Origin of the sequence: Streptomyces sp. NPDC085946 (genome assembly GCF_044540485.1) — a bacterium.
Classification (GTDB): Bacteria; Actinomycetota; Actinomycetes; order Streptomycetales; family Streptomycetaceae; genus Streptomyces.
This window is the reverse complement of record NZ_JBITSF010000003.1, coordinates 285,399-297,551: the sequence shown is the minus strand read 5'-3', so window position 1 is coordinate 297,551 and position 12,153 is coordinate 285,399. Positions and strand designations below refer to the sequence as shown.

Below are 12,153 nucleotides of genomic sequence, written 5' to 3'. Positions count from 1 at the left end.
GTAGGGTCTGATCTTGACCGAGCAACTGTGTCGGGCGAACCGAGCGGGGTGAGGGTGATGGCGACCAAGGACACCGGCGGCGGACAGCAGAAGGCGACCCGGTCCACCGAGGAGGTCGAGGAGCAGGCGCCCGAGGCGCAGGCCTCGGAGGACCTCAAGGAGCGGCAGGAGAAGCTCTCCGACGACGTGGACTCCGTCCTGGACGAGATCGACGACGTCCTCGAGGAGAACGCCGAGGACTTCGTGCGGAGCTTCGTGCAAAAGGGCGGGCAGTAGGCCGCCCGAGCCTTCGGGGAGAAGGCGGACGGGTGGGTCGGTGCCGGACGGACAGACGCTGAGGCGTTGCGCGCGGCGCGGTGGGACCGCGCCGCGCGCGGTCTTCCCGCGGCGGTGGCCCGCCGCCGCCCGCGGACGCGGGACCGCCGCCGCGGAGCGCCGCGGGAGCCGCGGGCCGGGACTTCCGGCCCCGTCCGTACCGTGGCTTTCGCCGCGGATGTGGATCACCGCCGGAAGGCGGGTAGGGTCCCTGCCGTAGCGTGTCCCAGCTGTCCGGTCCGCTGGGGCAGTTCAAAGGATCGGCCCGACGTCACAGGGCGGGCTGCCGCATACGTGGAAGGAATCGCGTGGAAGCCAACACTCGTAGCACCGGGCGTCTACCAGCTGCCTTCCTGACGCCAGGGTCTTCCTCCTTCATGGACTTCCTGTCGGAGCACCAGCCCGAACTGCTGCCGGGCAGGCGCACGTTGCCGCCCCTGCAGGGGGCCGTCGAGGCGCCGCACGGCACCACGATCGTGGCCGTGACGTTCCCCGGCGGGGTCGTGCTCGCCGGCGACCGGCGGGCCACCATGGGCAACGTCATCGCGCAGCGGGACATCGAGAAGGTCTTCCCGGCCGACGAGTACTCGGCGGTGGGCATCGCCGGTACGGCCGGCCTGGCCGTGGAGATGGTGAAGCTGTTCCAGCTGGAGCTGGAGCACTTCGAGAAGGTCGAGGGCGAGCAGCTGTCCCTGGAGGGCAAGGCCAACCGGCTGTCGACCATGATCCGTTCCAACCTCGGCATGGCCATGCAGGGCCTGGCCGTGGTCCCCCTGTTCGCCGGCTACGACGTGGACCGCGCCAAGGGCCGCATCTTCTCGTACGACGTGACGGGCGGCCGCTCGGAGGAGCACGGCTACGCGGCCACGGGCTCCGGCTCGATCTTCGCGCGCGGCGCCATGAAGAAGCTCTTCCGCAACGACCTGAGCGAGTCCGAGGCCACCACGCTCGTCGTGCAGGCCCTGTACGACGCGGCAGACGACGACTCGGCGACCGGTGGTCCCGACGTCGCCCGCCGGATCTATCCGATCGTCACCGTGATCACCGAGGACGGCTTCCGCCGGCTCTCCGAGGACGAGGCGTCCCAGATCGCCCGGTCCGTGCTGGAGCGGCGCCTGGAGCAGCCCGACGGTCCGCGGGCCGCGCTGCTGTAGGCGGCGAGCGCTTTGTTGTCAGGTGATCCAGTGACTTCCACAGAAAGGGACGGATAACCGGTGTCGACGCCGTTCTATGTCTCACCCCAGCAGGCCATGGCCGACCGGGCGGAGTACGCCCGCAAGGGCATCGCCCGCGGTCGCAGCCTGGTCGTGCTGCAGTACGCCGACGGCATCGTGTTCGTCGGTGAGAACCCGTCCCGTGCGCTGCACAAGTTCAGCGAGATCTACGACCGGATCGGCTTCGCGGCGGCCGGCAAGTACAACGAGTACGAGAACCTGCGGATCGGCGGCGTCCGCTACGCCGACCTGCGGGGTTACACCTACGACCGCAACGACGTGACGGCGCGCGGCCTGGCCAACGTGTACGCCCAGACGCTCGGCACGATCTTCTCCAGCGCGGGGGAGAAGCCGTACGAGGTCGAGCTGGTCGTGGCGGAGGTCGGGGAGACGCCCGAGGGCGACCAGATCTACCGGCTGCCGCACGACGGCTCCATCGTCGACGAGCACGGCTCGGTGGCGGTCGGCGGCAACGCGGAGCAGATCGGCGGCTACCTCGACCAGCGGCACCGGGACGGCATGTCCCTGGCGGAGGCGCTGAAGCTCGCGGTGCAGGCGCTGTCGCGCGACACCAACGGCAGTGAGCGGGAGATCCCCGCGGAGCGGCTGGAGGTGGCGGTGCTGGACCGTACGCGCCCGCAGAAGCGCAAGTTCAAGCGCATCACCGGACGGCAGCTGTCGCGGCTGCTGGAGGCCGGCGGCGCGGAGACGGCCTCGGAGGCCGAGGACGCCGGGGACACCGAGTAGCGCCCTGGAACACCGCTGTGCGCGCCCCCGGCCGGGAACCCGGCCGGGGGCGCGGCGCTGTCAGGCCGGTGGTGCCGTGGACTCCCGTACCACCAGCTCCACCGGGATGTCGCCGCGCTCGGGCGCACGGCCCTCCAGGACGGCCAGCAGGGCCCGCATGCCGCGCTCGCCGAACAGTTCCGCGTCCAGGCGGACCGTCGTCAGCTCGGGGTCGATGGCGGTGGCCAGGGCCAGGTCGTCCAGGCCGGTGACGGAGAGGTCGTCGGGGATGCGCAGGCCCAGGCGGCGGGCGGCCTTGTACGCGCCGGCCGCGAGTTTGTCGTCGTCGCAGACGAGCGCGGTGGGCCGGAGGCCGGGGGCGGCGAGGGCGGCCTCCGTGGCCGTCACGGCGTCCTCGATGGACAGGGGCGCCCTGACCGTGCGGACCGAGGTGCCGGGCACCGCGCCCACGCGGGCGGCCAGCTCGCGGGCGCGGACCTCGAAGGTCCACGACGGCACGTCCGCGGCCAGGTGGAGGAAGCGCCGGTGCCCGAGGCCCAGCAGGTGCTCCGCGACCTGCCGGATGCCGTCCGCGATGTCGAGGTTCACGGTCGCCGCGCCCGTGCTGCCCTCGGGGTCGCTGTCCAGCATCACCAGCGGCAGCTGGTCGCCGCGGATCGCGGTGAGCGCGTCGGCGGCCATGGAGGAGGCGATGACGCCGTCCAGGGCGGCCTGGGCGGACGCGAAGGGGTCGCGGGCGGGGCCGACGCCCTCGGGGGAGGGGTACAGGACCACGCCGAAGCCGTGGGCGGCGGCCACCCGGGCGGCGCCCGTGTAGACGCCGGCGAAGAACTCCGTGGTGAGGGCCGGGACGACCAGCAGCACGGTGCGGGTGCGGCCGAGGCGCAGGTTGCGGGCGGCGAGGTTCGGGCGGTAGCCGAGGGTGCGCGCGGCGTCGCGGACGCGCTCGGCGGTGGCCTCCGAGACGCGGCCCCGCCACTTGTCCCCGAGGACCAGGGAGACCGCGGCCTGGGAGACGCCGGCGGCCTGGGCGACGTCCCGGCTCGTGGGGCGTGTGCTGCCTCGTGCCACCGTGGGCCCGCTCCTTCGTGTGGACTCGCGAACAGCGGCCATGGTACGTATGGGAGAAGTAGTTATACGTAAAACTTAGCGGGCCGGCCGGCGTCGCGGGTGAGGTGGAGGGCGGATCATGGCCACGGGTTACCTGGAGATCCTCCGGGCGCGGCACGCCGCCCGGCTGCTCGTCGGCACGCTGGTGGGGCGGTTGCCCAACGCCACGGCGGCCATCGCGATCGTGCTGTTCGTGCGGGCGGAGGGCGGCTCGTACAGCCTCGCGGGGGCGCTCGCGGCGGTGTACGGTGTCGCCAACGCCGTGGGGCAGCCGGTCCTCGGGCGGCTGGTCGACCTGCGCGGCCAGCCCCGTGTGCAGCTCCCCGCGGCGGTGCTGTCGGGCCTGGCCATGGCCGTGTTCGCCTTCGCCGGGACCGGGACGCTGCCGCTCGCCTACGCCGCGGTGGCCGCCGCCGGGCTCTTCACCCCGCCCCTGGAGGGCGGGCTGCGGGCCCTGTGGCCGTCCGTGCTGCGCCGGGAGGACCAGGTCCACACGGCGTACGCCATGGACGCGGTGGCGCAGGAGGTGATGTTCACCGTCGGGCCGCTGCTGGTGACGCTGTGCGTGTCGCTGTGGTCGGCCCAGGCGGCGCTGCTCGTGCTGAACGTCGTCGGCGTGCTGGGCGCGCTCTCGGTGGTCGTCTCGCCGCCCTCGCGCGCGTGGCGGTCGGCGCCGCGCGAGGCGCACTGGCTGGGCGCCCTGCGCTCCCCGGGGATGCTGGCGCTGCTGGGCGCGTTCCTCTTCATCGGGATCGCGCTCGGGTCCATCACCGTCGCCGCGGTGCCCTACGCGGACGAGCGCGGCGGCGACGCGGTGTACGGCTGGCTGATGGCCGCGCTGGGGCTCGGCGCGCTGGTCGGCGGTGCCGTCTACGGGGCCCGGCAGTGGGCCGGTGAGCCCGCGCGGCGACTGCGGGTGCTGGTGGCCCTTCTGGCGGTGTGTTACCTGCCGCTGATGCTGATGCCCGGCCCGGTGCCCATGGCGGGGCTGACGGTGCTCGCCGGCGTGTTCCTCGCGCCGGCCATCGCCTGCGCGTTCGTGCTGGTCGACCGGCACGCGCCCCGGGGCACGGTCACCGAGGCGTTCTCCTGGCTGGTGACGACGTTCACGGTGGGTCACTCCGCCGGAACGGGCATCGCGGGCCCGGTCGTCGAGGCGGGCGGCGCCCGGTGGGGTTTCGCCGTGCCGTGGGTCGCGGGCGGCGTGTCCCTGCTGGTTTTGACGGCCACGGGACGGGTACTGGCAGTTCCCGCCGCGGGAGCGGTGGTTGCCAGTGGTTCGGAAAATGATCCGAACCGTGCCGTCGAACCCCGTTTCAGCTCGGGAGATCGGGCGTAATGTTCACTCATGGACCGCCGCATTTTCGGGCTGGAGAACGAGTACGGCGTCACGTGCACGTTCAGGGGACAGCGCCGCCTGTCGCCTGACGAGGTGGCGCGGTACCTCTTCCGCCGTGTCGTGTCATGGGGCCGCAGCAGCAATGTCTTTCTGCGAAACGGCGCCCGCCTCTATCTCGACGTGGGTTCGCATCCGGAATACGCCACACCCGAATGCGACAACGTGATCGAACTGGTCACCCACGACAAGGCCGGCGAGCGCATTCTGGAAGGACTCCTGGTAGACGCGGAACGACGCCTGCACGAGGAGGGAATCGCGGGCGACGTCTACCTCTTCAAGAACAACACCGACTCGGCGGGCAACTCCTACGGTTGCCACGAGAACTACCTGGTGGCCCGGCACGGGGAGTTCTCGCGACTCGCGGACATCCTCATTCCGTTCCTGGTCACCCGGCAGCTGCTGTGCGGTGCCGGCAAGGTGCTGCAGACGCCGCGCGGTGCCGTGTACTGCGTCAGCCAGCGCGCCGAGCACATCTGGGAGGGCGTCTCCTCGGCGACGACCCGTTCCCGGCCCATCATCAACACGCGTGACGAGCCGCACGCGGACGCCGAGCGCTACCGCCGCCTGCACGTCATCGTGGGCGACTCGAACATGTCCGAGACCACCAACCTGCTCAAGGTCGGCGCCACCGACCTGGTGCTCCGCATGATCGAGGCGGGCACGGTGATGCGGGACCTCACCCTGGAGAACCCCATCCGGGCGATCCGCGAGGTCAGCCACGACATCACCGGCCGCCGCAAGGTCCGCCTGGCCAGCGGCCGGGAGGCCTCCGCCCTGGAGGTGCAGCGCGAGTACTACGAGAAGGCCCTGGACTTCTGCGAGCGGCGCGGCATCCGCACCGGCACCGTGGAGCGGGTGCTGGAGCTGTGGGGCCGTACGCTCGACGCGATCGAGGCCGAGGACCTCGACCGCATCGGCACCGAGATCGACTGGGTCATGAAGTACAAGCTCATCGAGCGGTACCGGGCCAAGCACAACATGACCATGTCGCATCCGCGGGTCGCGCAGATAGACCTCGCCTACCACGACATCCACCGGCGTCGTGGCCTGTACTACCTGCTCGAGAAGAAGGGCCAAGCGGCCCGGGTCTGCAACGACTTGAAGATCTTCGAGGGCAAGTCCGTCCCGCCGCAGACCACTCGGGCCCGGCTGCGCGGCGACTTCATCCGGCGGGCCCAGGAGCAGCGCCGCGACTTCACCGTCGACTGGGTCCACCTCAAGCTCAACGACCAGGCCCAGCGCACGGTGTTGTGCAAGGACCCGTTCCGTTCGGTGGACGACCGGGTGGAGAAACTCATCGCCGGTATGTGAGCGACACGTTCCGGTGAGAGAGCCGGAACGCAACACGGGCGCCGCACGTTATGAGTGCGGCGCCCTTCTCACGCCGTAGAGTTGCGCACGCCATCCATGAGATCGACGACCGATTACGAGGCCCCCACCGTGCGCCGACGCTCCCTTCTGATCGCCGTACCCGCCGGACTGGTCACGCTCGCCGCGTGCGGCGACGACAAGTCCGACTCGAGCAAGGCCAGCGACAGCGCCTCGCCCTCCGCGTCGGGCACGTCCGCCGCACCGCCGCCGAAGATCGTCGACGGTCCGCTGCCGGCGATCACCGCGGGGACGAAGTTCGACGAGAAGCCGACCGTCGCCAAGGGCAGCGGGGAGCCGTCGAAGGACCTCGCGGTGAAGACGGTCATCGCGGGCGGCGGCAAGACGGTCGCCGAAGGCGACTTCGTCCTGGCGAACTACCTCGGCCAGATCTGGAGCACCGGCAAGGTCTTCGACAACTCCTACGACCGCAAGACGCGGCTGGTCATCCAGCTCGCCCAGGGCAGCATCATCGACGGCTGGCGGTACGCGCTGGCCGGCAAGAAGACCGGCAGCCGCGTCGAGATGGCTGTGCCGCCCACCTGGGGCTACGGCACGCAGGGCAACGCGCAGGCGGGCATCAAGGGCACCGACACGCTGGTGTTCGTGGTCGACGTGCAGGACACCTTCAACGCGAAGAGCTCCGCGCGGGGCACCGAGGTCGCCCAGGACTCCGCCGACGTGCCCGAGGTCGGCACCAACACCGACGGCAAGGCGCCCTCCATCGAGATCCCGAAGGCCGACGCGCCGAAGGAGCTCGTGGCGGAGTACGTCATCGAGGGCGACGGCGAGGAGGTCGGCGAGGCCGACAGCGTCCTCGTGCAGTACAAGGGCGTGCTGTGGAGCGACGGCAAGGAGTTCGACTCGACGTACTCCCGCGGGCAGCTGACGTCGTTCTCGCTCCAGCAGGTCGTCAAGGGGTGGGCGCAGGGCCTGACCGGCAAGAAGGTCGGCAGCCGCGTCCTCATCGTCATCCCGCCGGACCTCGGCTACGGCGACAACCCGCCGGCCGGCAGTCCCATCAAGAAGGACTCGACGCTGGTCTTCTCGGTCGACATCCTGGCCAAACTGTGATCGCCGGGGATGTAAGACTGTGTGTGTTCGCCTTTCCGCAGACAAGCAGGAGCTAGAGACGTGAGCATCGACAAGCCCGAGATCGACTTCCCGGGCGGCGAGCCCCCGGCGGACCTCGAGATCAAGGACATCTGGGAAGGCGACGGCCCGGTCGCGCAGGCCGGCCAGACCGTCACCGTCCACTACGTGGGCGTCGCCTTCAGCACCGGCGAGGAGTTCGACGCCAGCTGGAACCGGGGCACCCCCTTCCGCTTCCCGCTGGGCGCCGGCCGGGTCATCAAGGGCTGGGACCAGGGCGTGCAGGGCATGAAGGTCGGCGGCCGCCGCCAGCTGACCATCCCCGCCCACCTCGCCTACGGCAACCAGAGCCCGACCCCGGCGATCAAGCCCGGTGAGACCCTGATCTTCGTGGTCGACCTGCTCGGGGTCTGAGCGAGTCCCGACCGGACCCGACCACCTGGGGCCCATGCCTGTCCGGGCATGGGCCTTCGGCTTTTGCCACGCCCCCGCGGGGCGGTACGGTCGTCGTTCGTAAGCACCATAGGGAGGCGAAAGGCGTCGATGGCCATTGCCAAGGCCGAGCGGCTGATGAACCTGGCGCTGTGTCTGCTGGGGACGCGGCGGCCGCTCAGCAAGCGCGAGCTGCGCGAGTCCATCGAGGCGTACGTCGAGGCCTTCGGGCCGGACCGGGGTACGGCGGGCAGCGACGACTCCTTCAACCGCATGTTCGAGCGTGACAAGGACGACCTGCGGGAACTCGGGCTGGTCATCGAGACCGTCGAGAGCCTCGACGGCGAGGTCGGCTACCTGGCCCGCCGCGACAGCAACCGCCTCCCGCCGATCACCCTGGACGCCGAGGAGGCCGCCGCGCTCGGCCTCGCCGCCAAGGTGTGGCAGCAGGCCCGGCTCGCCGGCGCGGCCAGCGGCGCCCTGCAGAAGCTGCGCGCGGCCGGGCTGCCGGAGGACGTCGACCCCTACGGCGCGCACAGCGCGCTGGAGCCGCGCATCCCCGTGCACGAGGCCGCCTTCGAGCCGCTGATGCTGGCCTGCCGCGACCGCCGCCCGGTCGTCTTCGACTACCGCAAGGCCAACGCCGCCCAGCCCGAGCCCCGGCACGTGGAGCCGTGGGCGCTGGAGTGCTGGCGCGGCCACTGGTACCTGGCGGGCTGGGACCGCGACCGGGGCGCCGAGCGGGTGTTCCGGCTGTCCCGGATCACGGGCAGGGTGCGCTCGCGCGCCGGGCGGTTCACCGCCCCCGTGCCGGACGTCGTCACCGTCCGGGAGACCGTCGCGGGCTGGGCCGGGGAGACCGCGGACCGCAGCGCGCTGATCCGGCTGCGCCAGGGCGCGGGGTACCCCCTTCGGGCGAAGGCCACCGCGGTGCGGGAACTCGGCGACGGCTGGGACGAGTTGGAGATCCCGTACGGGCACGGCCTGGACGCCTGGCTGGTGGAGTTCGGACCCGACGTGGTGGTGCTGGAGCCGGCCGAGCTGCGGGCGGACGTGGTGGACCGGCTGCGCGCCGTCGCCAAGGGCTGAGGAGAGCGGAAGAAGACAGTGGCAGGCAAACCGGTCAGGCCCGTGAACGCCATCGACCAGACCCGGCGGATGCTCTCCCTGGTGACGTACCTCAAGGAGCGCCCCGGGGCGCGGATCGCCGACGTGGCGCGCGCCTTCGGCATCACCGAGGACGAGCTGGTCTCCGACCTCGACGTGCTGCCCATGTGCGGCACCAGCTTCCGCGGCGGCGACCTGCTCGACATCGACACCGACGGCGAGCGCATCTGGTGGCACAACGCGGCCGCGCTCGGGGCGGAGGCGGCCGAGCCGCTCAGACTCGCCGCCGACGAGGCCACCGCCCTGCTGGTCGCCGCGCGCGCCGTGGCGACCCTGCCGGGGCTGCGCGAGAGCGACCGGCAGGCGCTGCTGCGGGCCACCGCCAAGGTGGAGGCCGCGGCCGGCGAGGCGGCCGGCGCCAGCTCCCGGCTGTCGGTGACCTTCGAGTCCGAGGGCGGGGTCTTCGCCGACGTCGACCGGGCGATCTCCGAGCGCCGCCGGCTGTGGATCCGCTACTACTCGCCCGCGCGCGACGAGGTCACCGAGCGCGAGATCGACCCGATCCGCCTGGTCAGCGTCGGTCACACCTACGTCGAGGCCTGGTGCCGCCGCTCCGAGGCGCGCCGCACCTTCCGGCTCGACCGGGTCGCCGAGATCAAGATCCTGGACGAGCCGTCCGCGCCCCCGGAGATCGAGCTGCGCGACCTGTCGGAGGCGCTGGTGCAGCCCGCCGCCGAGGACCCCGAGGTCGTCGTGGAGGTCGGACCGGGCGGGCGCTGGGTCGCCGAGTACTACCCGCACGACAGCGCGGAGGAGCTGCCCGACGGCGGCCTGCGGATCACCCTGCGGACCCCCGACCCGGCGTCGCTCAGACGCCTGGCGCTGCGGCTCGGGGCCGACGGCCGGATCGTCTCGCCGCACGATCTCGCCGACAGCGCCCGGCAGGCGGCCCGCGAGGCACTGGCGGCGTACGACGGGGTCGAGGCGGCCGGGACCGGCACGGCGCACACGCCGGTGGCCTGAGCGGCGGACGGGACAGCCCTTCCGGCCCGGGCGGGGACGCCCCGCCGGCGAGCGGCCGGCGGCCGGAGGACCGGAAGAACCGGAAAAGGGGAGCGAGGGCATTGAGCGAGTCGGCGATGTCTGGAGTACGGGTCATGACGGTGGCGTCGGCGTTCGCCGGGATGAGAGGCGTGGCCCCGGTGGTGTTCCGGGCCGGCTGCCCGGACTGCCGGGGTCGTTTCGAGCTCGCCGCGAGCGCGCTGCGCCTCGCCATCGGTGCCACGAGCCGGACGACGTTCTACTCCTTCACCTGTCCCGAGTGCGGGGCCGCCGTCCGCAAGCCGGCGGGGGAGCGGATCGTGGAACTGCTCACCGGGGGCGGGGTCAGGACGCTGCGGCTGCACCAGACGGTGTAGGGCGGCCGGGCCACCGGCCGGGACGGTCTAGGCTCGGCGTCATGTTCTGGCCGATGTTCGCGGTAGCTGTGGGTTTCCTGGGTCTGGTCGTGCTCGGGGTGTTCGCCGTACGGGTCTTCCTGGAGGCCGAGCGCCTGGGCCGGCAGGTCACCGAGTCCGCGCGCCGCATCAACCGGGCCGCCGAGGACCTGGAACGGGCGGCGGAGAGCGCGGCCCGCTCCGTGGACGCGCTGTGAGTGCCGCCGGGTGTCTCCTGTGAGTCCCGCACGGACGGCGGTTTGGGCCGCTTCGCCCTGTCAACTTGCCGCTTTCGGCAGGTACGCTGCTGGTCGCGGTCCGGAATACGAGGCCCGGTCCGCGAACCGGGAGTACGCACGGGGATTGCCGGACGTTCACCCCTGAGCGTTACGATCGCTGCCGGCCCGGTCGTTCGGACACCTGTCCGACCGGTCGGACAGCCACCCACCCACCCGCCTCGGTGAGAAGGTAAAGACTTATGGGACGGCTCGGACCCACCGAGATCATTCTGATCCTCGTCGTCATCATTCTGCTGTTCGGTGCGAAGAAGCTGCCGGACATGGCCCGCTCGCTCGGCAAGTCGGCCCGCATCCTGAAGAGCGAGGCCAAGGCGATGAAGGAGGACGACAAGTCCTCCGCGCCGGCCGACCCGCCGCACAAGACCGACGAGCAGCCCGCGCAGCGCGTCATCCAGGCCGCCCCCGGCGACGTGACCAGCTCCCGCCCGGTCAACGAGCCGACGGACACGACCAAGCGCTGATGCAGGGCCGGACGGTTCCGGCCCACCGCACGAGATGAGGACGTGGGTTGCTGAAGTCTGCCCGCAAGACGGAGAAGGATCCCGAGGGGCGGATGCCCCTCGCGGAGCATCTTCGCGAGCTTCGCAACCGGCTCGTGAAGAGTCTCGCGGCGATCGTCGTCGCGACCGTGATCACGGCCTTCTTCTACAAGGACATCATCGAGTTCTTCACGGACCCCATCCTGGCCGCGGTGGGGTGCGATTACAGCTTCGCCGAACTGGCGAAGGACACCAGCGAGACCAAGTGCGCGCGCATCGTGCAGAACGGCCTGCTGAGCCCGTTCACCCTCGCTCTCACCGTCGCGCTGTCGTCGGGCGTGGTCCTGGCCACCCCGGTCTGGCTGTACCAGCTCTGGGCCTTCGTCGCGCCGGGGCTCCACCGCCACGAGAAGAAGTACGGTCTCGCCTTCGTGGCCGCCGGCTTCCCCCTCTTCGTCATGGGGGCCTACTTCGCGTACTGGTCGCTGCCCAAGATGGCCTCGGTGATGCTCGAGTTCGCCATCATCGGAAGCGACAACCAGCTTCCCCTCGACGATCTGCTGCAGCTGATCATGAGGATGATCCTCGTCTTCGGCCTCTCCTTCGAGCTGCCGCTGCTGCTGGTGATGCTCAACTTCGGCGGAGTGCTGACCGGCGCGCGGATGGCCGGCTGGTGGCGCGGCATGATCCTGGGGATCACCCTCTTCGCGGCGATCGCCACGCCCAGCACCGACCCCATCTCCATGCTGGCGCTGGCCGGACCCATCTGGGTCCTGTACTTCGCGGCGACGGCCGTCTCGCTGCTCAACGACCGGCGCCGGGCCCGCCGGGACGCCGCCGGACCCGCCGACGACGAGGCCTCCGAGCTGGACCTGACCCCCGAGGACATCGGCGAGATCGAGCCCGTGCCGGCCGCTCCCGCGCTGCCCGAGCAGGCGACCAGGGACCGGGTCAACGGGTACGACGACGTGACCTGAGGACCGGGGCGCGGCCCGCGGGGCCCGCGCGCGACCACCCTCCTCACTCCTCCCACCGCGGGCCGCGGCCGGGGCGCCCGAGCGGCGCGGCCGGCCGCTTCCGCTGTGTGCGTGCGCGCGGCGGCGGCCCCGGGGCCGTGAGCTGCGCGGATCCGAGGTTTCGCCCAGCGGTATCCGG

The 12,153-nt window shown here is 71.6% G+C and carries 14 protein-coding genes; 13 read left to right on the top strand and 1 reads right to left on the bottom strand.

All coding sequences use genetic code 11. The annotated features are described in order from the left end of the window. Window positions 1–57: 57 nt before the first annotated feature. From ACIF8T_RS09290 to prcA, 3 genes are all read left to right on the top strand, one after another. Window positions 58–276, top strand: coding sequence for a ubiquitin-like protein Pup (locus tag ACIF8T_RS09290; RefSeq protein ID WP_062646942.1), 219 nt, complete (start codon window positions 58–60; stop codon window positions 274–276). 347 nt (window positions 277–623) lie between these two features. Beyond that, a complete protein-coding gene (gene prcB, locus ACIF8T_RS09285; RefSeq protein WP_400032816.1) occupies window positions 624–1,469 on the top strand; it encodes a proteasome subunit beta in 846 nt (281 codons plus the stop codon). 60 nt (window positions 1,470–1,529) lie between these two features. After that, on the top strand, window positions 1,530–2,276 hold the full coding sequence (gene prcA, locus ACIF8T_RS09280; protein ID WP_400032814.1) for a proteasome subunit alpha: 747 nt from the start codon (window positions 1,530–1,532) through the stop codon (window positions 2,274–2,276). 60 nt (window positions 2,277–2,336) lie between these two features. On the opposite strand, the gene ACIF8T_RS09275 is transcribed toward prcA, so the two are convergent. Further along, window positions 2,337–3,347, bottom strand: a complete 1,011-nt coding sequence (locus tag ACIF8T_RS09275; RefSeq protein WP_400032812.1) for a LacI family DNA-binding transcriptional regulator — start codon at window positions 3,345–3,347, stop codon at window positions 2,337–2,339. A gap of 118 nt (window positions 3,348–3,465) precedes the next feature. Between ACIF8T_RS09275 and ACIF8T_RS09270 the strand changes: the two genes are divergently transcribed. The 10 genes from ACIF8T_RS09270 (at window position 3,466) to tatC (ending at window position 11,975) form a co-directional block, all read left to right on the top strand. Continuing rightward, window positions 3,466–4,725, top strand: coding sequence for an MFS transporter (locus ACIF8T_RS09270; RefSeq protein ID WP_400032810.1), 1,260 nt, complete (start codon window positions 3,466–3,468; stop codon window positions 4,723–4,725). 9 nt (window positions 4,726–4,734) lie between these two features. Beyond that, the gene (pafA, locus tag ACIF8T_RS09265; protein WP_400032808.1) at window positions 4,735–6,096 is read left to right on the top strand and encodes a Pup--protein ligase; all 1,362 of its coding nucleotides are present in this window, start codon (window positions 4,735–4,737) and stop codon (window positions 6,094–6,096) included. A 129-nt stretch (window positions 6,097–6,225) separates the two neighbouring features. Then, window positions 6,226–7,227: an FKBP-type peptidyl-prolyl cis-trans isomerase gene (locus ACIF8T_RS09260; RefSeq protein ID WP_400033110.1), complete on the top strand. Its 1,002-nt coding sequence runs from the start codon at window positions 6,226–6,228 to the stop codon at window positions 7,225–7,227. A gap of 60 nt (window positions 7,228–7,287) precedes the next feature. Beyond that, window positions 7,288–7,659: an FKBP-type peptidyl-prolyl cis-trans isomerase gene (locus tag ACIF8T_RS09255; RefSeq protein ID WP_004002537.1), complete on the top strand. Its 372-nt coding sequence runs from the start codon at window positions 7,288–7,290 to the stop codon at window positions 7,657–7,659. Window positions 7,660–7,788: 129 nt separating this feature from the next. Next, complete coding sequence (locus tag ACIF8T_RS09250) at window positions 7,789–8,766, top strand: helix-turn-helix transcriptional regulator (RefSeq protein ID WP_400032806.1); 978 nt, start codon at window positions 7,789–7,791, stop codon at window positions 8,764–8,766. Between the two features lie 18 nt (window positions 8,767–8,784). Then, a complete protein-coding gene (locus ACIF8T_RS09245) occupies window positions 8,785–9,807 on the top strand; it encodes a helix-turn-helix transcriptional regulator (protein ID WP_400032804.1) in 1,023 nt (340 codons plus the stop codon). 101 nt (window positions 9,808–9,908) lie between these two features. Beyond that, window positions 9,909–10,202, top strand: a complete 294-nt coding sequence (locus ACIF8T_RS09240) for a hypothetical protein (protein WP_400032802.1) — start codon at window positions 9,909–9,911, stop codon at window positions 10,200–10,202. 41 nt (window positions 10,203–10,243) lie between these two features. Beyond that, entirely contained in the window at window positions 10,244–10,438 is a 195-nt protein-coding gene (locus ACIF8T_RS09235; protein ID WP_400032800.1) for a hypothetical protein, read from the top strand. A 260-nt stretch (window positions 10,439–10,698) separates the two neighbouring features. Further along, window positions 10,699–10,980 carry a Sec-independent protein translocase subunit TatA gene (tatA, locus tag ACIF8T_RS09230; RefSeq protein ID WP_400032798.1) on the top strand — a complete coding sequence of 94 codons (282 nt, stop codon included), beginning with the start codon at window positions 10,699–10,701 and terminating at the stop codon, window positions 10,978–10,980. Window positions 10,981–11,027: 47 nt separating this feature from the next. After that, on the top strand, window positions 11,028–11,975 hold the full coding sequence (tatC, locus tag ACIF8T_RS09225; protein ID WP_400032796.1) for a twin-arginine translocase subunit TatC: 948 nt from the start codon (window positions 11,028–11,030) through the stop codon (window positions 11,973–11,975). The last annotated feature ends 178 nt before the right edge of the window (window positions 11,976–12,153 follow it).

Excerpts from the sequence above, each read along its gene's own strand:
- ACIF8T_RS09290 (WP_062646942.1), top strand. The coding sequence starts at position 58 with ATGGCGACCAAGGACACCGGCGGCGGACAGCAGAAGGCGACCCGGTCC.
- ACIF8T_RS09270 (WP_400032810.1), top strand. The coding sequence starts at position 3,466 with ATGGCCACGGGTTACCTGGAGATCCTCCGGGCGCGGCACGCCGCCCGG.
- pafA (WP_400032808.1), top strand. The coding sequence starts at position 4,735 with ATGGACCGCCGCATTTTCGGGCTGGAGAACGAGTACGGCGTCACGTGC.
- ACIF8T_RS09250 (WP_400032806.1), top strand. The coding sequence starts at position 7,789 with ATGGCCATTGCCAAGGCCGAGCGGCTGATGAACCTGGCGCTGTGTCTG.
- ACIF8T_RS09235 (WP_400032800.1), top strand. The coding sequence starts at position 10,244 with ATGTTCTGGCCGATGTTCGCGGTAGCTGTGGGTTTCCTGGGTCTGGTC.
- tatA (WP_400032798.1), top strand. The coding sequence starts at position 10,699 with ATGGGACGGCTCGGACCCACCGAGATCATTCTGATCCTCGTCGTCATC.